The organism is Streptomyces sp. NPDC087310 (assembly GCF_044744405.1).
GTDB lineage: Bacteria > Actinomycetota > Actinomycetes > Streptomycetales > Streptomycetaceae > Streptomyces.
Genome location: NZ_JBIUYF010000012.1, coordinates 22,919 through 49,055, shown reverse-complemented (window position 1 = coordinate 49,055; position 26,137 = coordinate 22,919). Strand labels below are relative to the sequence as shown.

Below are 26,137 nucleotides of genomic sequence, written 5' to 3'. Positions count from 1 at the left end.
AGCGTACCCGCGGGTCACCCTTGGGTGGACGGCAACACCCCTTGGGACCGGATACCCTTTGATCCGACACACGACTGATCTGATACGCGACGATCCCACAACAGCACACGCGGCCGAGGAGTCACCCGGATGAGCACCACCCAGAGCGAAAGGCTGCGCGGACTGCTGGAACCGCTCGTCAGCGCCAAGGACCTGGATCTGGAAGAGATCGAGGTGTCCCGGGCCGGCAGGCGTCGTGTGCTGAGAATCGTGGTCGACTCCGACGAGGGCGTGGACCTCGACGAGTGCGCCGAGCTGAGCCGCTCCATCTCCGAGAAACTCGATGAGACGGACGCGATGGGCGAGGACGAATACCAGCTCGAAGTCACCTCCCCAGGAGCGGAACGCCCGCTGACCGAGCAGCGCCACTATCTGCGCGCCGTCGGCCGGCTGGCCCGGATCCAGCTCCATGAGGGCGACGAACTGGTCGCACGCATCCTCACCGTGGACGACGAGGGACTCGACCTCGAAGTGCCGGGCGTGAAGGGGCGCAAGCCCACCGCCCGCCGGGTCGAGTTCGCGCAGATCGCCAAGGCGCGCGTCGAGATCGAGTTCAACCGCAAGGACAAGAAGGAAGAGGAGGCGTAGCCGTGGACATCGATGTGAAGCTCCTGAAGGGCTTGGCACAAGAGAAGGAGATCCCCTTCGATCTGCTGGTCGAGGCGATCGAATCCGCCCTCCTCATCGCCTACCACCGCACGGACGGCAGCCACCGGCGCGCCCGCGTCGTCCTCAGCCGCGAGACCGGCCACGTCACGGTCTGGGCCAAGGAGGACCCGGCCGATCTGGAGGAGGGCCAGGAGCCCAAGGAGTTCGACGACACCCCGTCGGACTTCGGCCGGATCGCCGCGACCACCGCGCGCCAGGTCATCCAGCAGCGGCTGCGCGACGCCGAGAACGACGTCACCTTCGGCGAGTACGCGCGCCGCGAGGGCGATGTCGTCGCCGGCATGGTGCAGCAGGGCAAGGACCCCAAGAACGTCCTCGTCAAGCTGGACGACAAGCTCGAAGCCATCCTCCCGGTGCAGGAGCAGGTGCCGGGCGAGGAGTACACGCACGGGCTGCGGCTGCGTACGTACGTGGTCCGCGTGGCCCGCGGCGTACGGGGCCCCTCGGTGACCCTCTCCCGTACCCACCCCAATCTGGTCAAGAAGCTCTTCGCGCTGGAGGTCCCGGAGATCGCGGACGGTTCCGTGGAGATCACGGCGATCGCCCGCGAGGCCGGGCACCGCACCAAGATCGCCGTGCGTTCGACACGTTCCGGTCTCAATGCCAAGGGCGCCTGCATCGGCCCGATGGGCGCTCGTGTGCGTAATGTCATGGCCGAGCTGCTCGGCGAGAAGATCGACATCGTCGACTGGTCGGACGACCCGGCCGAGATGGTGGCGAACGCGCTGTCGCCCGCCCGGGTCAGCAAGGTCGAGGTCGTGGATCTGGGCGCCAGGTCGGCGCGGGTGACGGTGCCGGACTACCAGCTGTCGCTGGCCATCGGCAAGGAAGGGCAGAACGCCCGGCTCGCCGCGCGACTCACCGGCTGGCGCATCGACATCCGTCCCGACACGGAGCAGCCGGACGACGACGGCGACCGCAGCGCGGACCGCGACCGTGACCGCGGCGTGGACCGTGGCCGTGGCGACGACCGGGCCCGTGGCGACGACCGGCCCCGTGGCGGCGATCGGGGCGCCGACCGGAGCAGGGACCGCGAGCGCGGCTGATACCCGCCGGTAACGATCCGGGTGTGATCTTTCGGGTGTACGGCGGCGAGATCCCGCCGTACACCGTCGCGCCCTTTTGTGTACGCGAGCGTTCGAACGTTGCCCCAAAGGGGTGAGGTCGGCGCGGGGAGGTAGACTTGAACGTGTCTGGCCGGACGAGCGACCGACCCTGCCCTGAGCGAACGTGCGTGGGCTGTCGGAAGCGAGCGGCCAAGAGCGATCTGCTGCGCATCGTGGCGATGGGTGAACAATGTGTTCCCGATCAACGCGGTACGCTGCCCGGCCGGGGTGCGTACACGCATCCCGCCTTGATCTGTCTCGACCTGGCGATCCGCCGCCGGGCGTTCTCCAGGGCCTTCAAGGTCCAGGGGTCGCTCGACAGCACGGAACTGCGCCGGTATGTCGAGCAGTCGGCACTGTAAGAAGAAGTACGGCACGGGTCCCCGTGCGGTTCAGGTACCTCGCGAGTTGGAAGTAGGTCGAGATTGCGATGAGCACTCGATGAGTACGCGATGAGTACGCCCATGAAGTAGCGACGGTCCGGCGGTAACCCGGACCTAAAAGGAGCGAAGTGGCTAAGGTCCGGGTATACGAACTCGCCAAGGAGTTCGGTGTGGAGAGCAAGGTCGTCATGGCCAAGCTCCAAGAACTCGGTGAATTCGTCCGTTCGGCGTCCTCGACGATCGAGGCGCCGGTCGTGCGCAAATTGACTGACGCTTTGCAGGGGCCCGGCGGCAACGCCGGCAAGTCCGCTGCCAAGCCCGGGGCGCCCCGCAAGGCGACCCCCGCAAGGCCCACCCCCCCGTCTCCGGCCTCCCCGGCCCAGACGGCACGTCCCGCTGCCCCCAAGCCCGGTGTCCCGGCCCCCAAGCCGGCCGCCGCCGAGGCCCCCAGGAGCAGCACCCCCTCTTCCGCGCCGAGCCCCGGCCCGCGTCCGGCTCCGGCCGCCCCGCGGCCCCCGGCCAAGCCGGCGCCCGCCGCCCCGGCGGCTCCGGAGTTCACCGCGCCCCCGTCGGCCCCGGCCGCCGGTCCCCGGCCCGGTGCCACCCCCGGCCCGCGTCCCTCCAACCGCCCCACGGGCGGTCAGGGAGACCAGCGCCAGGGTGACCGTCAGGGTGACCAGCGCGGCGAGCAGCGCCAGGGCGGCCGCCCCGGCGGCGCGCGTCCCGGCCAGGCCCCGCGTCCCGGTGCCCGCCCCGCGGGCCCGCGTCCGGGCAACAACCCCTTCACGTCCGGCGGTTCCACCGGCATGGCGCGCCCGCAGGCGCCCCGTCCCGGCGGCGCCCCGCGTCCCGGCGGCCCCGGTGCCCCCGGTGCCCCGCGCCCCCAGGGTGCCGGTCAGGGCGGTCCCCGTCCGCAGGCCGGCCCCGGTGGACAGACCGGTGGCCGTCCGACCCCGGGCGGCATGCCGCGTCCGCAGGCCCCGCGCGCCGCGGGTCCCGGCGGTGGCCCCGGTGGTAACCGTCCGAATCCGGGCATGATGCCGCAGCGTCCCGCTGCCGGCCCGCGTCCCGGTGGTGGCCCCGGCGGTGGCCGTGGTCCCGGCGGCCCCGGTCGCCCGGGTGGCGGCGGTGGCGGTCGTCCCGGTGGCGGCGGCGGTTTCGCCGGTCGTCCGGGTGGCGGCGGCGGTGGCGGTTTCGCCGGTCGCCCCGGTGGCGGCGGCGGTGCCCCGGGTCGTCCCGGTGGCGGTGGCTTCGGTGGCGGCGGTGGCCGTCCCGGCTTCGGCGGACGTCCGGGTGGTCCCGGCGGCCGTGGTGGCACACAGGGCGCGTTCGGCCGTCCCGGCGGGCCCGCCCGTCGTGGCCGTAAGTCGAAGCGGCAGAGGCGCCAGGAGTACGAGGCCATGCAGGCCCCGTCGGTCGGCGGCGTGATGCTGCCGCAGGGCCAGGGCCAGACGGTCCGGCTCTCGCGCGGTGCGTCGCTCACCGACTTCGCGGAGAAGATCAACGCCAACCCGGCGTCGCTCGTCGCCGTGATGATGAACCTCGGCGAGATGGTCACGGCCACGCAGTCCGTCTCCGACGAGACCCTTCAGGTCCTCGCCGGCGAGATGAACTACGTCATCGAGATCGTCAGCCCCGAGGAGGAGGACCGCGAGCTGCTCGAGTCCTTCGACATCGAGTTCGGCGAGGACGAGGGCGGCGAGGAAGCACTCGTGTCCCGTCCGCCGGTCGTCACCGTCATGGGCCACGTCGACCACGGTAAGACCCGGCTGCTGGACGCGATCCGCAAGACGAACGTCGTCGCGGGCGAGGCCGGCGGGATCACGCAGCACATCGGTGCGTACCAGGTCGCCACGGACGTCAACGGTGAAGAGCGCAAGATCACCTTCATCGACACCCCGGGTCACGAGGCGTTCACCGCCATGCGTGCCCGTGGTGCGAAGTCCACCGACATCGCGATCCTCGTGGTCGCGGCCAACGACGGTGTGATGCCCCAGACGATCGAGGCGCTGAACCACGCCAAGGCGGCCGACGTGCCGATCGTGGTCGCGGTCAACAAGATCGACGTCGAGGGTGCCGACCCGACCAAGGTGCGCGGTCAGCTCACCGAGTTCGGTCTGGTGGCCGAGGAGTACGGCGGCGACACCATGTTCGTCGACATCTCCGCCAAGCAGGGTCTGAACATCGACAGCCTGCTGGAGGCCGTGGTCCTCACCGCGGACGCCTCGCTCGACCTGCGGGCCAACCCGGAGCAGGACGCGCAGGGTATCGCCATCGAGGCCCACCTCGACCGCGGTCGCGGCGCCGTAGCCACCGTGCTCGTCCAGCGCGGCACGCTGCGCGTCGGTGACACGATGGTCGCCGGTGACGCGTACGGCCGTGTCCGGGCGATGCTCGACGACAACGGCAACAACGTCGACGTGGCGACGCCTTCCACGCCCGTCCTGGTCCTGGGTCTCACCAACGTCCCCGGCGCCGGCGACAACTTCCTCGTCGTGGACGAGGACCGCACCGCCCGGCAGATCGCGGAGAAGCGCGCCGCCCGTGAGCGGAACGCGGCCTTCGCCCGCAGGGGCGTCCGGTTCTCCCTGGAGAACCTGGACGAGGCCCTCAAGGCCGGCCTGGTGCAGGAACTCAACCTCATCATCAAGGGCGACGCGTCCGGTTCGGTGGAGGCTCTCGAGTCCTCGCTGCTCCAGCTCGACGTCGGCGAAGAGGTCGACATCCGCGTCCTGCACCGCGGCGTGGGTGCGGTCACGGAGTCGGACATCGACCTGGCCATGGGCTCCGACGCCATCGTGATCGGCTTCAACGTGCGCGCCGCAGGGCGTGCCGCGCAGATGGCCGACCGCGAAGGTGTGGACGTCCGCTACTACTCGGTCATCTACCAGGCGATCGAGGAGATCGAAGCGGCCCTCAAGGGCATGCTCAAGCCGGAGTACGAAGAGGTCGAGCTGGGTACGGCGGAGATCCGCGAGATCTTCCGCTCGTCCAAGCTGGGCAACATCGCGGGTGTTCTCATCCGCTCCGGCGAGGTCAAGCGCAACACCAAGGCCCGGCTCATCCGCGACGGCAAGGTCATCGCGGAGGACCTCAACATCCAGGGTCTGCGCCGCTTCAAGGACGATGTCACCGAGATCCGCGAAGGCTTCGAGGGCGGTATCAACCTCGGAAACTTCAACGACATCAAGATCGACGACGTCATCGCGACGTACGAGATGCGGGAGAAGCCGCGCGGCTGACGTGCGGTAGCCGGTCCGGGGCCGGTCGACGGGACGTATTTCCGTCGATCGGCCCCGGCCGTTCCGTGTACGGTTCTTGTGTCCCTGCCAAGCGTCGGCAGGGCCTCCGAACCCGTACCGGCGGGACATCCGGACATACATGTATGTGGGGACACTGTCCTTCGATCTGCTTCTCGGCGACGTACGGTCGTTGAAGGAGAAACGCTCCGTCGTCCGGCCGATCGTCGCCGAGCTGCAGCGGAAATTCGCGGTGAGCGTGGCGGAGACCGGCGGCCAGGACCTCCATCGCAGGGCCGAGATCGGTCTGGCGGTGGTCTCCGGTGACTGGGCGCATCTCACCGATGTGCTGGACCGGTGCGAGCGCATGGTCGCCGGCCGGCCCGAGGTGGAGCTGCTGTCGGTACGGCGCCGGCTCCACGGCGACGACGAGGATTGACCTGTACGGGGCGTACGGGCGTACGGAAGGCCCCGTACGCCCCGTACGGGGCGTCGCACGGCAAGGGGCCCCGCACCGGGCCCCGGTCGGCGAAGCAGTAAGAGAACCAGCAAGAACAGCAGCTAGTGAACCAGCAAGAATCCCAGAAGGAAGAGTGACGGACCGGTGACCGACAACGCGCGGGCCCGCAAGCTGGCCGATCGCATCCAGGTCGTGGTCGCGGAGACCCTGGACCGGCGTATCAAGGACCCGCGACTCGGCTTCGTGACCATCACGGACGCCCGCGTCACCGGCGACCTGCGGGAGGCCACGGTCTTCTACACGGTCTACGGCGACGACGAGGAGCGCGCCGCCTCCGCGGCGGCGCTGGAGAGCGCCAAGGGCGTCCTCCGCTCCGAGGTGGGCCGTCAGACCGGCGTCCGCTTCACCCCGACGCTGGCGTTCGTGCCCGACGCCCTCCCGGACAACGCGCGCACCATCGAGGACCTCCTCGACAAGGCGCGCGCCAAGGACGCCGAGGTACGGAACGTGTCGACCGGCAAGACCTACGCGGCCGGGGCCGACCCGTACCGCAAGCCCGACGCCGACGACGAGGGCGACGGCGAGGCCGAAGGCGGCGCGGACGGCACCACGGGTGGCAACACGAACGGCGCCGCCGCGGAATGACACAGCAGAACAAGACGCCCGACGGCCTGATCATCGTGGACAAGCCGTCGGGCTTCACTTCGCACGACGTCGTCGCCAAGATGCGCGGCATCGCCAGGACCCGGCGGGTCGGCCACGCCGGCACCCTCGACCCGATGGCGACCGGAGTCCTCGTCCTCGGTGTGGAGCGCGCCACGAAGCTCCTCGGCCACCTCGCGCTGACCGAGAAGGAGTACCTCGGTACGATCCGGCTCGGCCAGGACACCGTCACGGACGACGCGGAGGGGGAGATCATCTCCGCCACCGACGCCTCCGCCGTGAAGCGCGAGGCCATCGACGCCGGGATCGCCACCCTCACCGGCGCGATCATGCAGGTGCCGTCCAAGGTCAGCGCCATCAAGATCGACGGCAAGCGGTCGTACGCGCGGGTCCGCGGCGGCGAGGAGTTCGAGATCCCGGCCCGGCCGGTGACCGTCTCGTCCTTCCGGTTGTACGACGTCCGCGACGCCGTCGCGGAGGACGGCACCCCGGTCCTCGACCTGGTCGTCTCCGTCGTCTGCTCCTCGGGCACGTACATCCGCGCCCTCGCCCGCGACCTCGGCGCCGGGCTCGGGGTGGGCGGCCACCTCACCGCGCTGCGCAGGACCCGCGTGGGACCGTACGCGCTGGACGGCGCGCGGACCCTCGACCAGCTCCAGGAGGAGCTGACCGTCATGCCCGTCGCCGATGCCGCCGCCGCGGCGTTCGCGCGCTGGGACGTGGACGAGAGGCGTGCGGGGCTCCTGCTCAACGGTGTACGGCTCGACATGCCCGCGTACGGCACGGGGCCGGTCGCCGTCTTCGGCCCGCAGGGCCGCTTCCTGGCGCTCGTCGAGGAGCAGCACGGCAAGGCGAAGAGCCTCGCGGTCTTCGGCTGACCCGTCGGTCCTCGGCCGACCCGTCCCGTCGGACCTCGGCCGACCGTTCGGCCCGTTCCCTGGCGGATTCTCCGGCGGATCGCCGCGTCGCGGGGCGCCCGGATCTCCCGCCGTGGGGGGGGCGGGCCCCCCCCCCCCCCCCACGGCCCCCCTCCGGGAAGGATCTCTGTCCAACCGTGACCGCTCCTTCACCCCTTCAGCGGGGCGTGCGGAATGCACCACGGGGGCATTGGGGGGCGCGAGGGCGGGGCATGGCAGTCTTAGCATTGCGTAACTGGAAATGACGTACATGGGTTCGGGCGAGGAGCGGTCTCAGTGCAGCGCTGGCGTGGCTTGGAGGACATTCCCCAGGACTGGGGGCGCAGCGTCGTCACCATCGGCTCCTACGACGGCGTGCACCGCGGGCACCAGCTCATCATCGGGCGGGCCGTCGAGCGGGCGCGTGAGCTGGGCGTACCGTCGGTCGTGGTGACCTTCGACCCGCACCCCAGCGAGGTCGTGCGCCCCGGCAGCCACCCGCCGCTGCTCGCCCCGCACCACCGGCGCGCGGAGCTGATGGCGGGGCTGGGCGTGGACGCGCTGCTGATCCTGCCGTTCACGCTGGAGTTCTCGAAACTGTCGCCGGCCGACTTCATCGTGAAGGTACTTGTCGACAAGCTGCACGCCCGCGCCGTCATCGAGGGCCCGAACTTCCGCTTCGGCCACAAGGCGGCGGGCAATGTCGCCGTCCTCTCCGACCTGGGTATGTCGTACGACTACGAGGTCGAGGTCGTCGACCTGTACGTGAGCGGTGCGGCGGGCGGCGGGGAGCCCTTCTCCTCCACCTTGACCCGCCGCCTCGTCGCCGAGGGCGACGTCGAGGGCGCGGCGGAGATCCTGGGCCGGCCGCACCGTGTCGAGGGCGTGGTGGTGCGCGGCGCGCAGCGCGGACGCGAACTCGGCTTCCCGACGGCCAATGTGGAGACCCTGCCGCACACCGCGATCCCCGCCGACGGCGTCTACGCGGGATGGCTCACGGCCGACGGCGAGCGGATGCCCGCCGCGATCTCCGTGGGCACGAACCCGCAGTTCGAGGGCGTCGACCGGAGCGTCGAGGCGTACGCGATCGACCGGGTGGGCCTGGACCTGTACGGGCTCCACGTCACGGTCGACTTCCTGTCGTACGTGCGCGGCATGCGGAAGTTCGAGTCCATCGAGGGGCTGCTCGACGCCATGGGCGACGACGTGAAGCGCGCGCGGGCCCTGACGGAGGCATACGACGCGGCGTAGCGCCGTACGCGCTTCTTACCGCTGGTGATGCCGCCCCGTACGGCGCGGTGACGCCGCCTGGTAGGGCGCCGCGATGCGCCCGGTACGGGGCCGTGATGCCGCCCCGTACCGCCCCATGCCGCGCCGTACGGCGCGACGATGTCGCCGCGCCGTGACTCGCTGCCCGGCCCCGTCACTCGGCCGTGCGCCCCGCCGTCGCGACGTGGCAGGCCACCTGGGCCCCGGAGCCGCCCGTCAGTATCGGCAGCGGCGCCGTACGGCAGCGGTCCGCGACACCCGCGCGCTCCGCCGCGCCCGACGCGAGTACCTGGCACCGCGCGTGGAAGCGGCACCCGTCCGGGATCCGGGACGGGTCCGGCGGCTCGCCGGTGAGGACGACCGGAGCACCGTCCGACTCGGGCAGTACGGAGAGCAGCGCCTGCGTGTACGGGTGCTGAGGCGCTGTCAGGACGTCCTCGACGGGGCCCGTCTCCACGATCCGGCCGAGATACATCACGGCCACCCGGTCCGCGATGTTCCACGCGAGCCCCAGATCGTGCGTCACCACCAGCGCGGAGAGCCCGAGTTCGTCGCGCAGCGACAGCAGCAGCGCCAGGATCTCGCCCCGTACGGAGGCGTCCAGGGACGCCACCGGCTCGTCCGCGACGATCAGTTCGGGCTTCAGGACCAGCGCCCCCGCGATGACGACGCGCTGGCGCTGCCCGCCCGACAACTCGTGCGGGTAGCGCAGGAAGAAACGCTCGGGCGGTCGCAGCCCCGCGCGGGACAGCGCCTCCGCGACGGCGGCGCGCTCGTCGCCCGGGTAGCCGTGGATCCGCAGGCCCTCGGCGACCGCGTCGTACACGGTGTGGCGTGGGTTGAGCGACCCGCTCGGGTCCTGGAGCACGAGCTGGACGCGCTTGCGGTACGCCTTGAGGGCGCGTGAGCCGTACCCCAGCGGCTCCCCGGCGAAGGTGACCCCGCCCGCCGTGGGCGGCACCAGACCGAGCAGCGAGCGCGCCAGGGTGGTCTTGCCGCAGCCGGACTCGCCGACCAGGGCGACGATCTCCCCGGGGGCGATGTCGAGGTCGACCCCGTCGACGGCGCGGGCGGGCGCGGCGCCGCGCCGGCCCTGGAAGGTCACGCTCAGCCCGGCGGCGGAGAGCAGCGGCGCCGGCGGCAGGGGCACCGACGGCGCGGGGGTGGTCGTCATGGCTGGCTCCTGGGAGAAGGCCGTCCGGCGGCCGTACGGACCACTGGGGTGCGTTGCCGGACCGTACGGAGCGTACGAAGGGGACGACGCCCGGCGGGGCGCTTGGACGGCGCGGTGCGGATACGTTTCGCCATGCCCCGTACGCGGCGTACTGCGCGGCGTACGGGGCGACGCGCAACGCGGCGTACGGGGCGTACGGGGCGCCCCACGGTGCGGCGTACGGCGCCCGTCACAGCAGCGGCTCCGCCGCGGCGGCGGTGATCGGCGCGCCCGCCCGCACGCACGCCGCGCGCCGCCCGGGGCCCACGTCGCGCAGCGCCTGGTCGTCGTGGGCGCAGGCGTCCAGCGCGACGGGGCAGCGCGGATGGAACGTACAGCCGGACGGCAGCGCCGCCGGGTCCGGCGGGTCGCCGGGCAGCCCGCGCGGCGCACGGCGCGACGCGAGGTCCCCGATCCGGGGGAACGCGGCGGAGAGGGCGCGGCCGTACGGGTGCTCCGCCGCGTCGTACACGCCCCGTGCGGGGCCCTCCTCGACGATCCGGCCCGCGTACATCACGGCGAGCCGGTCGCACGTGTCCGCCAGCACGGCCAGGTCGTGACTGATCATCAGCAGGCTGATGTTCTGATCGGCGACGAGTTGTTCGATCAGCCGCAGGATCTGCGCCTGGATCATCACGTCGAGCGCCGTGGTCGGCTCGTCCGCGACGATCAGGCGCGGATCGCAGGCGAGCGCCATCGCGATCATGACGCGCTGGCGCTGGCCGCCGGACAGCTCGTGCGGGTACGCGTCGGCGCGGGCGGCCGAGAGCCCGACCTGCTCCAGCAACTCGGCGGCGCGCGACCGCGCGGCGCCGGGGGTGACACGCCGGTGCAGCAGCAACGGTTCGGCGATCTGGTCGCCGATCCGGTGCACCGCGTTGAGCGAGTGCATCGCCCCCTGGAAGACGATCGAAGCGCCCGCCCACCGTACGGCGCGCAGCCGGCCCCACTTCATGGTGAGGACGTCCTCGCCGTCGAGCAGGATCTCTCCGGAGAGCTTCGCCGCGGGCGGCAGCAGCCGGAGCAGCGCCAGGGCCAGCGTGGACTTCCCGCACCCCGACTCGCCCGCGATGCCCAGCTTGCTGCCGGCCTCGACGGTCAGGTCGACGCCCCGTACGGCGGGCACGGCGCGTGGCCCCGTACCGTACGTCACCCGCAGGTTCCTGACCTCCAGCAGGCTGACGGCGCCTCCTGCGCCCGCCTGCGGTGTCTCGCTTGTCGTGGTGGTCAACGGGGAACCCCCAGCTTCGGGTTGAGCACGGCCTCGATCGCCCGGCCGCAGAGCGTGAAGGCGAGCGCGACGAACGCGATCGCGATACCGGGCGGCGCCAGGTACCACCAGTGTCCGGAGGACACCGCGCCCGCCTCGCGCGCGTCCTGGAGCATGCCGCCCCACGAGATGATGATCGGGTCGCCGAGGCCGAGGAAGGCGAGCGTCGCCTCCGTCAGGATGGCGCTGGAGATGCCGAGCGTCGTCTGGGCGAGGACCAGGGGCATCACATTGGGCAGCACGTGGCGCGTCATGACGTGGCGGTGCCCGCCGCCGAGCGCGCGGGCGCGTTCGATGTACGGGCGGGACTCGACGGCGATCGTCTGCGCCCGGACCAGCCGCGCCGTCGTCGGCCAGCTCGTCACGCCGATCGCCAGGATCACCGTCCAGATGGACCGGGACATGACCGTCGCCAGCACGATGGCCAGCACCAGGGTCGGCATCACCAGGAACCAGTCCGTGATCCGCATGACCACGGTGGCGAACCAGCCGCCGTAGTGCCCGGCGATGACGCCGACCAGCGTGCCGATGGCCACCGAGAGCGCGGCGGCCAGCAGACCGACGGTCAGCGAGACCCGCGCCCCCCAGATCAGCAGCCCCAGCAGCGACCGGCCGAACTGGTCCGTGCCGAGCGGGAACGCGCCGCTGGGCTTCTCCAGGGCCGTCCCCGGGGCATCCGTCACACTCGCCACGTCGCCGCCGACGAGCAGCGGGGCGAGGAGCGCGAGCAGCGCGATGAGGGCGAGTCCGGCGAGGCCGAAGAGCCCCGTACGGTGCGTACGGTACTGCGCCCAGAAGCGGGCCACCGAGCCGCGCCGCCGGGCCCAGGCGAGCGCGGAAGCGGACGGTGCCGCGTCGGACGGTGCCACGTCGGACGGTCCCGCACCCGAGGGCGCCCCATCGGACGACGAGGCCGACCCGGACGGGACGGGCGGCGTCGGCGGGGTCTTCTCCACAGTCATCGGCCCACCCGGGGATCGAGCAGCGGATACAACAGGTCGGCGAGGAGGTTCATCAGGATCATCGCGCCGGCGAAGACGACGAACAGCCCCTGGACGAGGGGCAGGTCGGGCACGCTCAGCGCCGAGTAGAACAGCCCTCCCAGGCCCGGCCAGGAGAACACCGTCTCGACGAGGATCGAACCGGCGGCAACATGGCCCAGATTGATGAAGACCATGGTGACGGTGGGCAGCATCGCGTTGGGCACCGCGTGGCGGCGGCGCACGAGGTCGTCCCGCAGCCCCTTCGCGCGCGCCGTCGTCAGATAGTCGCTGCCCATCTCGTCCAGCAGTGAGGACCGCATGACGAGCAGCGTCTGCGCGTAGCCGACCGCGACCAGCGTGGTCACCGGCAGCACCATGTGGTGCGCCACGTCCACGACGTACGCGAAGCCGGTCGTGTCACCCGACTCCATGCCACCGGTAGGGAACATGCCGGGAATCGGCCCTATACCCACCGAGAAGAAGATGATCAGCAGCAGCCCGAGCCAGAAGGCGGGTACGGACCACAGGGTGAGCGCCACGCCGGTGTTCAGCCGGTCGCCGAGGCTGCCGTTGCGCCACGCGGAGCGCGTACCGAGCCAGAGCCCGAGCGCCGAGTAGAGCACCACGGCGACGCCCGTGAGCAGCAGCGTCGCTGGCAGCTTCTGGACGATCAGCTCGCCCACCGGCGCGTGGAACTGGTACGAGGTGCCCAGATCGCCGCTGAGCGCCTTGGCACAGTAGTCGGTGAACTGCTGCCACAGCGGCAGATCCAGACCGAACTGGCGGCGCAGCGTCGCCAACTGCTCGGCGGACGTCGGAACCCCGTGCGTCATCGCCTTGACCGGGTCCCCGGGGATGATCCGGAAGAGGAAGAAGCTGGTGACGAGGACGGCGAAGAGGGACACGAGCGCCCCGCCCAGCTTCCCCGCCACATAGAGCGGATACGCGGTCCTGGTGCCCGAGGCGGCGCGGGCGGCGGGGCCGGACGGCCCGGCGAGGACCGGGCCGTCCGCCGCGTCCCGCACCGTACCGGGCGTGCTCGCGGTGCTCATGAGTTATTCACGGTCTTCCGCGGTGGACCGGCGCCGCAGCACGAAGAAGCCCCCGAGCGCCGCGGCGACCACCACGACGGCGCCGATCCCGATCAGCACACCGGTCGAGGAGGAGCCCCCCGAGCCACTGTCGTCGGCGGGCGCCGCGGACCACCAGCTCCAGTAGCCGTCCTGGCCCCAGATGTTTCCGGCGGCCTCCGGCATCGTCGTGATCGACTTGATCTGGTCGGTGCGGTACGCCTCGACCGCGTTCGGATACGCCATGACGTTCATGTACCCGGTGTCGTACAGCCGCGACTCCATCTGCTTGACCAGATCCGCCCGCTTGGCGGTGTCGTACTCCGCCGACTGCTGCGCGTACAGCTCGTCGAACCGCTGGTCGCACATGAAGTTGTCGGTCGCGCCGGTGTCCTTCGGCGTGGCGGGCAGCGCCCCGCAGGTGTGGATGGAGAGGACGAAGTCGGGATCGGGGTTGACGGACCAGCCGTCGAAGGCGAGGTCGTAGTCACCGGCCATCCACGGGTCGGAGACATTGTCGAGGCACTCGACCTTCAGCCCGATGCCGAGCGCGCCCCACCACTCCTGGAGGTACTTGCCGATCGCCTTGTCGTTCGGGTCGGTGGCGTGGCAGAGGATCCGGAGGTCGAGCGGCTTGCCGTCCTTGCCCAGACGCTTGCCGGCGGCGTTCTTGCGGTAGCCGGCGGCGTCGAGCGTGCCGGCCGCCGCGGCCGGGTCGTACGCGATCTTCTGGCTGTCCGAGGGCTGCCAGAAGTACGAGGCGAAGCGCGGCGGGATGTACCCCTGGCCCTCGACCGCGTACCCCTGGAACACCTTGTCGATGATCGTGCCGCGGTCCACGGCCTGGAAGAGCGCCTTGCGTACCGCCGGGTCGAGCAGCGCGGCGTTCCCGTTGCCGAACTTCTTACCGTCCTTCGACCGCGCGCCGGGGTTGGTGGCGAGCGCGTAGAAGCGCCGCCCCGGGGCGTTGTTCACCTTGATGTCCTTGGCGCTCTTCAACGCCGTGGCCTGGGCCGGGGTGAGGTTGGAGGCGAAGGACACCTCGCCCTTCTGGAGCGCCGCGACGGCCGCGTCCCCGTCCTTGTAGTACTTGAATACCAGTTCGTCGAACTTGGGTGCGCCGCGCCAGAAGTCCTTGTTGGGCTTGAGCTTGACGTACTGGTCGACCTTGTAGTCCGTGATGACGAACGGACCGTTGCCGACGACCGGGAACGTCTTGTCGTTGTTGAACGTGGAGAAGTCGCCGACCTTCTCCCAGATGTGCTTCGGCACGATCGGCACGTCCAGCGCCGTCATGGTCGCCTGAGGCTTCTTCAGCTTCACGACCAGCGTGGCCGGGTCGGGCGCCGTGACCTTCTCGAAGTTGGCGGTGAAGCTGCCGTTGGCGGTGGCGGCGTCCGGGTCCGTCATCATCTTGTTGAACGTCCAGGCGGCGTCCTCGGACGTCGCCTTCTGTCCGTCGGACCACTTCGAGTCCCCACGGATGGTGAACGTCCACGTCAACTTGTCGGCGGACGACTTCCACGCGGTGGCGAAGCCGGGGACCGGACGGGCGTCCTTGGGGTCGTAGTTGACGAGGTACTCGTACGCCAGCCGGTGGATGCTGGTACTGGTCAGCCGCTGCGCCAGGAACGGGCTGAGCGAGTCGACGCTCTGACTGACCGCGACAGTGAGGACGTTCTTACCGTCGGCGGCCCGGGCCTGCTCGGGCGCGGGGAGCAGCGGCCCGAGCGGGACCACCGATCCGGCCACGAGCGCGGCGGAGGCGGCGACGGAGGCCAGAAGGTGACGGAGACGGGGACGGCGGCGCTGCCGTACGGGGCGGGGTTCGGGCCGGTGCAAGGGCCGGGGCGCGGCCTGCCGCGGCGTACGCGGCGGAACTCTTTCGACCATGGGACGGTGACCTCGTGTTATCACTCGTACGGAGAAGCCGGGTTGATGCTGGTTCGTCAACTGGTGAAGCGAAGGTTTATCAGCGCTCGTCGGCCGCGTCAACGGCCGCCCAAACCCCGTGTGGTCTGCGGGAATGCGCTGAGGGGCCGCACCGTGAAGACGGTGCGGCCCCTCATTGGTCTCTACCTCTGACGCCCTACTGCTGAGGCGCTGGCGGTGCTGCCGGGGGCTGCTGCTGAGGCCACCCGGCCGGCGGTACGGGGCGCTGCGCGTCGGGCTGTTCCGACGGGTCCGCCGACGGGGTGTGCGGCGGGGCGTGCGGGGGGCGCAGACCGTACGCGTCCGGCTGGGCAGGCCCTCCGGGCTGCGGCTGCGGCGGCCCCGCGGGGCCCGCGGGGGGCTGCGCCTGGGACGGCGGGGACTGCTGCCACCCCTGCTGGACGCCCGGCCCCGGCTGCGGCGCGCCGTACTGCTGCTGCGGCGGGTACGGGTACGCCGGGGGCTGGGCCTGCTGGGGCGGGTGCGGGTGCGGGTGCTGAGCCTGCTGGGGCACCGGCGGCTGCGGGTACTGCTGGGGCGGATACGGCCGGCCCTGCGGGGGGCCCTGGACCGGCTGTCCCTGTTGCGGCAGCCCCTGGACCGGCTGTCCCTGTTGCGGCAGCCCCTGCGCGTGCTGCGCGGGGTGCGGCGCCCCGTACGGCGGCTGACCGTGCATCGGCTGCCCGTACGGCGGGCCCTGCGGCGGCTGCCCGTACGGCGCCTGCCCCTGCGGCCCCGGCCCCTGACCCTGCATCGGCTGGCCCTGGTAGCCCGGCATCGGCGGCGCGAGATGCGGCGGCGGCTGGCCGTCCGCCGTCCACAGACCCTGCGCCTGCTGCGCCCGTACGAAGTCCTCGGCGACCAGCGCCGAGAGATGGAAGTACGCCTCGCGCGTCTTGGGGCGCATCATGTCGAGGTCCACCTCGGCGCCCGCCGAGAGGTGTTCGTCGAAGGGCACCACGACGACGCCGCGGCAGCGGGTCTCGAAGTGCTGCACGATGTCGTCCACCTTGATCATCTTGCCGGTCTCGCGGACCCCGGAGATGACCGTCAGAGAGCGCTGCACAAGATCGGCGTACCCGTGCGCGGAGAGCCAGTCGAGCGTCGTCGACGCGCTGCTCGCGCCGTCCACGGAGGGCGTCGAGATGATGATGAGCTGATCGGCGAGGTCCAGCACGCCGCGCATCGCGCTGTAGAGCAGACCGGTGCCCGAGTCCGTGAGGATGATCGGGTACTGCTTGCCGAGGACATCGATCGCGCGCCGGTAGTCCTCGTCGTTGAACGTCGTGGAGACGGCCGGGTCCACATCGTTGGCGATGATCTCCAGACCGGACGAGGCCTGCGAGGTGAACCGGCGGATGTCCATGTAGCTGTGGAGGTGCGGGATCGCCTGCACCAGGTCGCGGATGGTCGCCCCGGTCTCGCGCCGTACGCGGCGGCCGAGTGTGCCGGCGTCGGGGTTGGCGTCGATCGCCAGGATCTTGTCCTGCCGCTCGGAGGCCAGCGTCGAGCCCAGCGCGGTCGTCGTCGTGGTCTTGCCGACGCCGCCCTTGAGGCTGATGACCGCGATCCGGTAGCAGGAGAGCACCGGCGTACGAATCAGTTCGAGCTTGCGCTGCCGCTCCGCCTCCGCGGCCTTCCCGCCGATCTTGAAGCGCGAACCACCGGACGGATTGCGGCTGCTCTTGGCCTTCTGCTTGTTGTTGCGCAGCAGACGGTCCGAGGACAGCTCCACGGCCGCCGTGTAGCCGAGCGGGGCGCCCGGTACGGAGCGCTCGCGGTGGTCGTGCGCGACGGCGGAGGGCCACGCCGCGCCGGTACGGGGGTCGACGGGCGGCGCACCGGGCGCGGCCTGCGGCAGCGCCTGGTGGAGCTGCTGCGGCTCGCCGGGCCGGGGCGGGGGAGTCTGCCCCTGGGGCGGCTGGGCGGCCTGCTGGGCCGGGAGGTGGGGCACCTGCGGAGACGGCGGTACGGGAGCCTCCGCGCCCGGTCGGCCCTGCTGCTGCGGGAACCCGTAACCCGCCTGCGGGGGCTGCTGCGGCCCGGGGCCGCCCGGGGCGCCGGACTGCGGGAATCCGTATCCGCCCTGCTGGGGGAAGCCGTACCCGCTCTGCGGCGCGGGCGGCTGCGGCGCGGTCGCGGGGACGGGGAGGCCCGGGTGCCCCTGCTGCTGCGGGAAGCCGTAACCGGCGGGCGGTACGGGGGCGTTCTGGCCCGGGAAGTTCGGCGCGTGGCCCGTGGGCGGCGCGGACGCCGCGGGCGGCAGCGCGGCGGGCGGCTGCGGCGCAGGCGGTACGGGGGCGGGCGGCGCCGGTACGGCAGCGGCCGACGGGCCCTGGCCGCTCTGACCGGCCTGCTGCGGGAAGCCGTAGCCACCCTGAGGCTGCGGGGCGGGGGGCAGCGCGGGCCACGTGTGCGCGCCCTGAGGCGGCCCCTGGGGCGCACTCGGGGGCTGGTCCTGCGGCTGCGGCTGCGCCTGGGCCACCGGGGCCTGGCTCTGCGGCGGGGCGGACTGCTCGGCGGACTGCGCCGATACGGGCCACTGCGGCGCGGACACCGGCGCGGCCGGCTGGAACGCCGGCGGGAGCGGTGGCAGCCCGGCGCCCGGTACGGCGCCGGGCTGGGGCGCCCAGGGCTGGGCCGGCGCGGGGGCCGGGGGAGCGTCCTGGGGCTCGTCGGCGGGCACCGCGTCCTGCGGGGCGGCGTCGGCGACATCGGCCACGGCGTCCGCCGGTTCGGCCACGGGCACCGCGTCGGAGGGCTCGTCGGCCGCCCCGTCCTTCAGGGACGCGGGGACCGCGTCCGAGACGCCGTCCTCGCGTGTGTCGGACGCGGCCTCGGACATGGCGTCGGACGCGGCCTCGGGCTTCGGGGCCGGCTCGGGAGCCGCCTCCGGTGCCGGTACGTCCGCAGCGCCGTCCTCCGCGTCCGGTCCGGCCGGACCTCGCGCCGCGTCCGGCGCCGTCGCGCCGTCGGCCGCACCGTCGTCGGCCGACGCCCCGTCCGCGGCGGACGGGGCGGGGGATGCCTCTTCGGACGCCTGCGCCACGGATGTCGGCGTCACGGGCGTCGGTGTCACGGGCGTCGGCGCTACGGACGGAGCGCTCGCGTTCTCCGCCTCTGCGTCTGCCTCTGCGCCGGCCGCACCGTTCGCGGCGCTCCCGGAGTTCTCCACGTCCGGGGCCGTGTGCGTGGCGGTTTCCGGGCTCGCGTCGGCGTCGGGCCGTGCGTCGGCCTCAGCCGTCCCCGCCGTCTCCGCCGTCCCGGGCGCACCGTTCTTCGCCGCCTCGTGCTTCTCGATCTCGCGCTTCAGCGCCGTCGGGGAGAACCGCATCGTCGCGCCGCTCTCCACGTCGCCACCGCCGAACGGCTCCGACGCTCCGGGCGCGGACGCAGGAGGCGTCGGAGGCGTTGGAGTCGTCGGGTCTGCGGCGCGCGCGGGCTCGGCCCCGGGCGGCCCCGACTGCGGCGCGGGCTGCGCCGGAGGCGGCGTCGGCTGCGCCTGGGTTCCGGGCTGCGGTGCGGGCGGGGGCTGCGGCGCCCAGTGGGGCTCGAAGCCGCCGCCCGCGGGCAGCCCAGGCACCGCGACGGGCGCGCCGCCGGGCGGCGGGGGAGAGTTCGTGAAGGCCGGTGCGCTCGTCGCACCGCCACCGGTCGTGTCCCCCGGCGCGTTCTGCGTGTACCAGGCGGGCGGGGTGTAGTCGATGGTGAACTCACCCGTCATCTCGGGCTCCGCGTCGGACTGATCGTCCGCGGCAGGCCGGTTCCAGCCGCCGCGGATCTCGTCCCGATCGCCGTTCACTTTGCCTCCTGGTGTGGTCGAGCACCCTTGTGCCGTGGTGGGTGGGGGCGGCCGAAATCCGTCACTCCGGTCCGCCCGGCTCTTCCCCTTGCGGCGCGGCCGGTCTGCCCGCAGGTTCTCTGCTCCCGCGCCCACACCCACCCTAATCGCCAACGGTGCCGATACGGCAGGGCGGACCGCCCCGTCAACGCCCGCCCCGTACGTCGCGTCCTGTCCCCAAGTGACCCCGGTGGCGCGGAACGTGAGGTTCCGGCCCCGTACGGGGCGGGCGTACCGGGGGACGAGAACGGTGCAAGGGTGGTCGAATCGGTATATCCGCCCCTGTGTTGACAGGCGGAATCGCGCCGGGTGGGCCGCACCGTGGGCGTACGGCGCCGCCTCAGTCCATCCGGCGCGCGCTGCCCAACAATCCGGTCTCGGCGTCCGTCGCCTGTGTCATCACGAACTGCCGGTCCCGCGCGGTGCACCAGAGGGTGACCCCGTCCGAGAGCGTCGACAGTGCCTCCGTCTCGGCGCGCGGCAGGCTCATGATCCGGCCGATCTGCACCGCCTCGTCCGGCGACACCCGCTGAAGGCCGACGAGCGCCGACTTCTCCATCAGCCTCGGCGCCACCGGGCTGAGATACGGCAGCAGCGTCAGCACCGACTGCCACGGCGCCGACACCACGCGCCCGCGCGGCGGCCGCATCCCGCAGTCCCGCACCACGAGCACCGGACTGCCGGCCGAGGCGCCCTGCGGCGGCACCCGCCCCACGTCGTGCAGCGAGATGCAGGGGGTTCCCCCGCCCGCCGCCTGCGCCAGCCCCGTCCAGACATGCGCCCGGCCCGTCTCCACCGCGATCCGCGCGCCGGTCGCGGCGGCCCTGAGCACCAGCACCTGGGCCGTCCACAGGCCACCGATCAGCGTGATGTCGTACGGAGTGGGCCGGTTGACGCCGAGCACGGCGGGCCGGTTCCCCGCGTCCACGCCGATCACCACCCCGTCGTCCCCGACCGGCAGCGCGAGCGCCTCCAACTGGTCGAAGGAGAGCGCGTGGCGCTCACGGCGCGGCCCGAGCAGCCCGAAGCCGATCCGCGGCTTGCCCCGGCCCCTGACCGGCTCCCGCATCATCGCGGGCATCGAAGCCCCGGCGGACCCCGTTGTCGGTACGGACATCAGCGAGTACCCCCGAGCGGAAGAGTGGCGAGCATCGCGGGCACCTGCTCGCGGTCCAGACGCACCAGCCCGGTCTTCACCCCGCGGGCCGCGCGCTCCAGTTCATGACGGGCGGTCACCAGCTCCTCGTCGCTGCGCCCCGTGATCCGTACGTGTCCGCTGACCGTCACCCCCTGCCGCTCGCCGCGCCCCAGCGTGAGACTGAAGGTCGTGGCCAGCGCCGGGATCGACGTGAGCAGCGCGACGAGTTGCGGCATCGGCGCACCGCCGCCGCCCAGCTCCGGCCAGCGTGCCACCCAGTACGAGGTGTGCCTGCGGTCGTCGCAGCGCCACGTACGCGATGTCTCCGTCGTCCGCCGCACGGGCGTCTCCGTGCGTCCCGCCTGCGCTATGGCCAGGGGATTGGCGCACGACGAGACGGCTATCGCCGCGGTCAGCTCCTGCTCGGTCAGCACCGCCGCGCGGAATCCGGCACCCGCCAGTCGGCTGGAGAGCTGGTCCGCCGCGCGCACCACACACTTCTGGGCGCCCACCAGGCCGCCGCCCCGCGCCGCCACCGCTTCGGGGCAGAGCTCGGGGTCGAGCTTGAGCGCTATCCACGTGATCCGCACGGCCGGGGAGCCGGTCTGGGCCTGCAGCGGCGCGTAGTTGCGGGCCGCCACCGACTGCTCCGGCAGGTGCGGGGCGGGCGCGGGCTGCGTGTGCTGCACGATCTGGGCCGACTCCAGCCGTACGTCGTCCACGTCCAGCGCGTCCCGTACGAGACGGACGGGCAGCGGCCTGGCCGAGCGGTCGGGCCGCAGCGCCGTGGCGTCCGACTCGATCTGGAGCACCACCGTCAGGAACGTACCGTCGCCGATCATCCCGACCGGGCGCCGGTCACGGTCGCTGTACGCGTACGTACGCAGCGCCGGGTCGCACTCCACGGCGGGCGCCAGCCCCGGCTCCGTACCCGCGGGAACGACCAGGGAGGCGGCCCTGCGCGTCCGGGCGCGCAGCGCGAGGGCCGTCGCGAGCCAGTCGGGCAGCGCGCGCCGGTGCCTGCGCACCAGGGCGAGCAGCACCAGCAGCGCGGCGAGCACACCGGCCGGGACCAGCAGCAGGGGGCTGATCACCCACGCCACCAGCAGCAGAGCGGCCGCCAGCTCGATCAGTACGAGTTGTTGCATTCGAAAAGGTCCGAAATGCCCTGGCCGCGCCTTCAGTCCGGGCGTCGCCTGGCCTGGGGAGGCGGCGGCGGACGGCGCGGTCGCGGCAGGCCGCGTCTGCGTCGCTGAAGCCATGATGGAGAAACCCCCCAATTCGTCCCGATCACCCTGGCCGACCAGGGTGTTGGCAGCTCGGTCACCCTACCCGCCCCACCACCACGCCCGGCCTACAGGCATAGTAGGGGGCCGGTCCGACAGTCAGGCAGGGCCCGGGGGCCATGCCGACGTGCCCTGCCCCCGGGGGCGACCGAGCCTTTTTTCATCGATGGGGACTCATGGCATCACGGCGGGATGAGCTCAACGCGTACACCTTCGCGAAGAAGCGCACGGTGGCCGCATTTCTCCAACCCTCGGCCACCACCGTGGAGGAAGGCGCGCCCAGACCGTTGCGCGCCGTCGTCCCCGGCCTGATCGTCGGCGCGCTGATCCTGGCGGGGTTCGGGGCATGGGGGATGTTCAAGCCCACCGCGCCCAAGGACTGGGCCAAGCCGGACACCAAGGTGATCGTCGGCAAGGACTCCACCACCCGTTACGTCGTGCTGAGCACCGGCAAGGGGAAGCAGAAGGAGACGCTCCTCCACCCCGTGCTGAACCTGGCGTCGGCGCGGCTCCTGCTCACTCCGAAGGAGTTCGCGGTCATCCAGGTGCCCGACAAGATCCTGGACGCGGGCAAGCCCCCGCGCGGCCCCGTTCTCGGCATTCCGTACGCCCCGGACCGGCTCCCCAGCGACACGGAGGCGGCCGAGCCCAAGCGGTGGGCCGTCTGCGAGCAGCCGGGCGGTGGCAAGGGCGGCAGCGTACAGAAGGCCGCGTTCCTCTTCGCCGACCGCGACTTCGCCAGGACGGACGGCGGCCAGCGGCTGACCGGCGCGCAGGTGCTGTACGTGAAGGGCCAGAAGGGGGCGCGCTATCTGGTCGACGCCAACGGTACGAAGTACCTGGTCAGCGACAAGCCGAGCGACAACCTCACCCGCGCGCTCGTCGGCGACCGAGAGCCGCAGTCCGTCACCGACGACTGGCTGGCCACGCTGCACACCGGCAGCTCCGTCGACTTCCCCGAGGTCCCCGGCGAGGTCGCCTCGGACGCGGGCGTCGGCGGCGGGCTCACCGAGGAGCAGGACCGGGTCGGGAAGGTGCTGCTCGCGCAGACCGGCGCGGGGCCGCAGCACTACGTCGTCCTCCAGGGCAAGGTCCAGCCCGTGTCGGAGTTCACCGCCTGGCTGCTGATCAACTCCCCGCAGACCGGCGACCTGGACATGGGCGGCGAGGCCGACACCGTGGACGCGCAGTCGATCACCCCGGACGCGGAGACCTTCGGCGCGGAGAACCGCTGGCCCGAGCGGCGCGCCACCCAGGTCAACACGGAGAGCGGCGAAGGCGCCCGCGACACCGTGTGCAGCGTGCTCCGCTCCGTCGACGACAAGGGCCGCGCGACCCTCTCCACCTGGGCCGGCGCCGCGTACCCCGCGGACATCACCGCGGCGGGCACGAGCACGTACGTCACCCCGGGCAGCGGGCTGCTCTACACGCAGGTGCGGGGCCGGCAGACCAACCCCGACGGTTCGCTCTTCCTGGTGACGGACACCGGGCTGCGGTACGCGGTCCAGGCGAACGGGGACAGCGACGCCGCGCGTTCGGACATCGGCACGGGGGAGCGGCAGGAGCAGCAGGACGGCCGCCCCGAGCCCAGTGAGGCACAGATAAGGCTCGGCTACGAGAAGGTCACCCCGGCCCTGGTCCCGATCGCCTGGTCGGAGTTCCTGTCGAAGGGGCCGCGCCTCGACACCAACAGCGCCCGTCAGCCGCAGGGCTCGTGAGGGAGGACCGGGACCCGATGCCGCAGAATCCTCACGTACGCCTGCCTCACGTACGCCTGCCCCACCCGCGCCTGCCTCACGTACGCCTGAAAACCGCCGTGGTGGCCGCTGTGACGGCCCTGACGGGGCTGACGGCGCTTCCTCCCGCCCACGCCGCACAACGGCCCGGAGAGGGCCCTGGAGCGGCGTCCTGGAGCCTCGGGATAAACGGCAGCGGCGAATGCTCGTTCCCGATGAAGAAGCAGATCGAGGGCACCCCCTGGCCCCTCCAGCGCGTGATACTCGACGAGCTGTGGGCGGACACCAAGGGCAAGGGGGTGCGCGTCGCGGTCATCGACACCGGGGTCGACAACACCAACCGGCAGCTCAGGAAGGCCGTCGACACCTCCGCGGGAACCGAGTTCCTGGCCAAGAAGATGGAGAAGGGCGCCGACGGCGACGGTACGGACGACAAGGTCGGCCACGGCACCAAGGTCGCCGGGATCATCGCCGCGCGCCCCCGTAAGGGCACCGGATTCGTCGGACTGGCCCCTGAGGCCACCATCATCCCGATCCGCCAGAACGACGAGAAGAACAGCGGCCAGGACACCACGATGGCCGACGCGATCGACCACGCGATCGCCAAGGACGCCGATGTCATCAACATCTCCCAGGACACGACGAAGCCGTTGACGGCGGACTCCGCCCTGGGGCGCGCCGTACGCCGCGCACTCGACCAGGAGATCGTGGTCGTCGCCTCGGCCGGCAACGACGGGGTCGACGGGGCGCGCAAGAACACCTACCCGGCGGCCTTCGAGGGCGTCCTCGCGGTCGCCGCCTCCGACCGCAACAACGAACGCGCCGCGTTCTCCCAGTCCGGCGGGTTCGTGGGGGTGGCGGCGCCGGGCGTGGACATCGTCTCCACCGTCCCCGGCAACGGCCAGTGCGTCGACAACGGCACGAGCTTCTCCGCCCCGTACGTCGCGGGCGTCGCCGCGCTGCTGCGCGCCAAGCACCCGCAGTGGAAGGCCCACCAGATCGTCGCGCAGATCGAGCAGACCGCCGAACGCAGCGTCAACGGCCATGACGACTTCGTCGGTTGGGGTGTCGTCGACCCGCTCCGCGCGCTGACCGAGGACGACCGCGCGCCCGAGTCCCCGCGCCCCGACCCGGGCCCGCCCAAGGCGCCCGCGCCCGAGCCCGCGCACCTCGCGCTCTCCGAGACGAGCCAGGAGCGGTCGGAACGGTACGCCACGTACGCCTTGGGGATCGGCGGAGTGCTCGTCGCGGTCGTCGCGGGATCGGCCACGGTGCTACGGGACCTGCGACGACGGGACGCACGGCGCCGCGGCCCGCGACGGCGGACCTGAAGACGGCGGACCTGAAGACAGCGGACCTGAAGACAGCGGACCTGAGACGACGGACCGGAAGCGGGCGGCGGACCTGAGGCGGCGCCGTACGGCGCCGCCCCGCTGTGCGACGAGTTCCGCTGTGCGGTGAGTTCCGGCGAGTGAAGACGAGTGAAGTCGATCTCTCTCCCGAAACCGGTGTTGGGGCCGGGAGGGGATATGGCTAAAGTGACCGTGGCTTCACGAGTGCGATGAAGCCCATGGGGTCGACGGGGGTCATGGGGGACCTGACATGGCGGGGGACAAGCTGGACGGCGGAGAGGATTCCCGCCCTCCGGTCAGCGAGGCGTACCGCCCCTTCCGACGGGAAATCCATCCTCACCCATTGCTTCCCCCTCTTCTGAGACACGGGGGCAAGCGCGACGTACGTACGGGAACGTCCGGGGCACACACCACGGCCGGTTCCTGCGGCGCGCGCGAAGAGAAGAAGCCCGGCGGCGATCGCGTGTGCCGGGCCGGGAACCGATAGATAGGACTCCGGATGAGCAGCCCCGCAGGTGGGTTCGGACTTTCAGACGACCCGATCGTCCAGGCGAAGACCAAGATCACGGAGACCAAGGAGCAGGTCTCCAAGCAGGCCAGGGAGCTGGCCGACATCATCGCGACGGTCAGCGCCGGATGGACGGGTGTCGGCGCCTCGGGCTTCGTCTCGGCCCAGGTGATGATCAACGAGGATCACGACGCGATCCTCCGCCTGCTCAGCGTTCTGGAGAACGCCGTCGGCCAGACGAAGAACCTGAGCAACGAGCAGGACGACGAGGTCCGGGCCCAGTTCGCGGCCGCCAGGACCGAGGCCGCCCAGAACACCTCGGGTCTCAACAACATCTGACACGACCGACCCGCTCGCGGCCGTACGGCCGATCGACCACATATCGAGGAGAACAGCATGGCCGGCACAGATCCGGGCACCCGGGTTCGGTACGAGAGCGTCCAGGAGATGGCCAACCGCATCCGGACGGTCTCGAAGAACATCATCAAGGACCTTGAGGAGATGGACCAGGCGCTCAAGGTGGTGACCGACACCTGGGACGGTGAGGCCCACGGGGAGTACGAGGCGCTCCAGCGCAAGTACAAGGGCAACGCCACGCACATGAGGGATCAGTTGGAGAAGGTCGCCAAGCTGATCGAGAGCGGCAAGGACGGATACCGCGCCACCGATGTGAAGGCGTCGCGGTACTTCACCGAGGCGTACTGACCGGTCCAGGCCGGGAAACACGTCCAGGCCGGGAAACACGGGGAGGGGCACGCACCGTACCGGGCGTGCCCCTCGGCCGTCCTGCGGCAGCCTTCCGGCCCTACCGGGGCTCCCGGCTCACTTCAGGTCGAACTCCCCGTCCCTCGCCCCGAGTACGAACGCCCGCCACTCGGCCTCGGTGTACCGCAGCACGGTGTCGTGGTCCATCGACGACCGCATCGCGACGGCCCCGCCCGGGAGATAGGCGATCTCCACCCGCTCCTCGTCCGGACTCGTGCCGGGAGCGCCCTGCCACTCCACGCCACTGATGTCGAGCGCGTACAGCTCGTCCTTCTCCTGCTGAGTACCCATCAGGGGCCTCCCCTTCTTCGTCACGGTA

Annotated in this window: 21 protein-coding genes; 12 read left to right on the top strand and 9 right to left on the bottom strand. The window is 71.9% G+C overall.

Annotated elements, in window-relative coordinates; all coding sequences use genetic code 11:
• Window positions 1-129: 129 nt before the first annotated feature.
• The 8 genes from rimP (at window position 130) to ACIO3P_RS35815 (ending at window position 8,706) form a co-directional block, all read left to right on the top strand.
• Window positions 130-627 carry a ribosome maturation factor RimP gene (gene rimP, locus ACIO3P_RS35850; protein WP_329822980.1) on the top strand — a complete coding sequence of 166 codons (498 nt, stop codon included), beginning with the start codon at window positions 130-132 and terminating at the stop codon, window positions 625-627.
• Between the two features lie 2 nt (window positions 628-629).
• Window positions 630-1,754, top strand: coding sequence for a transcription termination factor NusA (gene nusA / locus ACIO3P_RS35845; protein ID WP_401855345.1), 1,125 nt, complete (start codon window positions 630-632; stop codon window positions 1,752-1,754).
• Window positions 1,755-1,897: 143 nt separating this feature from the next.
• On the top strand, window positions 1,898-2,176 hold the full coding sequence (locus tag ACIO3P_RS35840) for a YlxR family protein (protein WP_401855443.1): 279 nt from the start codon (window positions 1,898-1,900) through the stop codon (window positions 2,174-2,176).
• Window positions 2,177-2,325: 149 nt separating this feature from the next.
• Window positions 2,326-5,439, top strand: coding sequence for a translation initiation factor IF-2 (gene infB / locus ACIO3P_RS35835; RefSeq protein WP_329822978.1), 3,114 nt, complete (start codon window positions 2,326-2,328; stop codon window positions 5,437-5,439).
• 139 nt (window positions 5,440-5,578) lie between these two features.
• Window positions 5,579-5,875 carry a DUF503 domain-containing protein gene (locus ACIO3P_RS35830; RefSeq protein WP_329822977.1) on the top strand — a complete coding sequence of 99 codons (297 nt, stop codon included), beginning with the start codon at window positions 5,579-5,581 and terminating at the stop codon, window positions 5,873-5,875.
• A gap of 165 nt (window positions 5,876-6,040) precedes the next feature.
• Window positions 6,041-6,541, top strand: coding sequence for a 30S ribosome-binding factor RbfA (gene rbfA / locus ACIO3P_RS35825; protein WP_329822976.1), 501 nt, complete (start codon window positions 6,041-6,043; stop codon window positions 6,539-6,541).
• Window positions 6,538-7,437 carry a tRNA pseudouridine(55) synthase TruB gene (truB, locus tag ACIO3P_RS35820; protein WP_401855344.1) on the top strand — a complete coding sequence of 300 codons (900 nt, stop codon included), beginning with the start codon at window positions 6,538-6,540 and terminating at the stop codon, window positions 7,435-7,437. Before rbfA ends, truB begins: the two co-directional genes overlap by 4 nt.
• Window positions 7,438-7,752: 315 nt before the next feature.
• Window positions 7,753-8,706, top strand: coding sequence for a bifunctional riboflavin kinase/FAD synthetase (locus tag ACIO3P_RS35815; RefSeq protein ID WP_329822974.1), 954 nt, complete (start codon window positions 7,753-7,755; stop codon window positions 8,704-8,706).
• Window positions 8,707-8,878: 172 nt separating this feature from the next.
• Here ACIO3P_RS35815 and ACIO3P_RS35810 read toward each other — a convergent pair whose 3' ends face one another.
• From ACIO3P_RS35810 to eccE, 8 genes are all read right to left on the bottom strand, one after another.
• Complete coding sequence (locus ACIO3P_RS35810; protein WP_329822973.1) at window positions 8,879-9,898, bottom strand: ABC transporter ATP-binding protein; 1,020 nt, start codon at window positions 9,896-9,898, stop codon at window positions 8,879-8,881.
• Between the two features lie 229 nt (window positions 9,899-10,127).
• The gene (locus ACIO3P_RS35805; RefSeq protein ID WP_401855341.1) at window positions 10,128-11,168 is read right to left on the bottom strand and encodes an ABC transporter ATP-binding protein; all 1,041 of its coding nucleotides are present in this window, start codon (window positions 11,166-11,168) and stop codon (window positions 10,128-10,130) included.
• Window positions 11,165-12,169, bottom strand: a complete 1,005-nt coding sequence (locus ACIO3P_RS35800) for an ABC transporter permease (protein WP_401855338.1) — start codon at window positions 12,167-12,169, stop codon at window positions 11,165-11,167. Before ACIO3P_RS35800 ends, ACIO3P_RS35805 begins: the two co-directional genes overlap by 4 nt.
• Entirely contained in the window at window positions 12,166-13,242 is a 1,077-nt protein-coding gene (locus ACIO3P_RS35795; protein WP_329822970.1) for an ABC transporter permease, read from the bottom strand. The genes ACIO3P_RS35800 and ACIO3P_RS35795 overlap by 4 nt, the downstream gene beginning before the upstream one ends.
• A 3-nt stretch (window positions 13,243-13,245) precedes the next feature.
• Window positions 13,246-15,153 carry an ABC transporter substrate-binding protein gene (locus ACIO3P_RS35790; RefSeq protein WP_329822969.1) on the bottom strand — a complete coding sequence of 636 codons (1,908 nt, stop codon included), beginning with the start codon at window positions 15,151-15,153 and terminating at the stop codon, window positions 13,246-13,248.
• A gap of 196 nt (window positions 15,154-15,349) precedes the next feature.
• Window positions 15,350-18,994 carry an SCO5717 family growth-regulating ATPase gene (locus ACIO3P_RS35785; protein WP_401855336.1) on the bottom strand — a complete coding sequence of 1,215 codons (3,645 nt, stop codon included), beginning with the start codon at window positions 18,992-18,994 and terminating at the stop codon, window positions 15,350-15,352.
• A 379-nt stretch (window positions 18,995-19,373) separates the two neighbouring features.
• A complete protein-coding gene (locus tag ACIO3P_RS35780; protein WP_329823082.1) occupies window positions 19,374-20,114 on the bottom strand; it encodes a hypothetical protein in 741 nt (246 codons plus the stop codon).
• Window positions 20,115-20,149: 35 nt separating this feature from the next.
• Window positions 20,150-21,433, bottom strand: a complete 1,284-nt coding sequence (gene eccE, locus ACIO3P_RS35775) for a type VII secretion protein EccE (RefSeq protein ID WP_401855333.1) — start codon at window positions 21,431-21,433, stop codon at window positions 20,150-20,152.
• A 200-nt stretch (window positions 21,434-21,633) separates the two neighbouring features.
• Here eccE and eccB point away from each other — a divergent pair, with 200 nt between their 5' ends.
• From eccB to ACIO3P_RS35755, 4 genes are all read left to right on the top strand, one after another.
• Window positions 21,634-23,175: a type VII secretion protein EccB gene (gene eccB / locus ACIO3P_RS35770; RefSeq protein WP_329822966.1), complete on the top strand. Its 1,542-nt coding sequence runs from the start codon at window positions 21,634-21,636 to the stop codon at window positions 23,173-23,175.
• Between the two features lie 233 nt (window positions 23,176-23,408).
• Complete coding sequence (gene mycP, locus ACIO3P_RS35765; RefSeq protein ID WP_401855330.1) at window positions 23,409-24,524, top strand: type VII secretion-associated serine protease mycosin; 1,116 nt, start codon at window positions 23,409-23,411, stop codon at window positions 24,522-24,524.
• 520 nt (window positions 24,525-25,044) lie between these two features.
• The gene (locus ACIO3P_RS35760) at window positions 25,045-25,392 is read left to right on the top strand and encodes a WXG100 family type VII secretion target (protein ID WP_329822965.1); all 348 of its coding nucleotides are present in this window, start codon (window positions 25,045-25,047) and stop codon (window positions 25,390-25,392) included.
• A gap of 57 nt (window positions 25,393-25,449) precedes the next feature.
• Complete coding sequence (locus ACIO3P_RS35755) at window positions 25,450-25,758, top strand: WXG100 family type VII secretion target (protein ID WP_329822964.1); 309 nt, start codon at window positions 25,450-25,452, stop codon at window positions 25,756-25,758.
• A 117-nt stretch (window positions 25,759-25,875) separates the two neighbouring features.
• Here the strand turns inward: ACIO3P_RS35755 and ACIO3P_RS35750 are convergent, their stop codons facing one another.
• The gene (locus tag ACIO3P_RS35750; protein WP_329822963.1) at window positions 25,876-26,109 is read right to left on the bottom strand and encodes a DUF397 domain-containing protein; all 234 of its coding nucleotides are present in this window, start codon (window positions 26,107-26,109) and stop codon (window positions 25,876-25,878) included.
• Window positions 26,110-26,137: the final 28 nt, after the last annotated feature.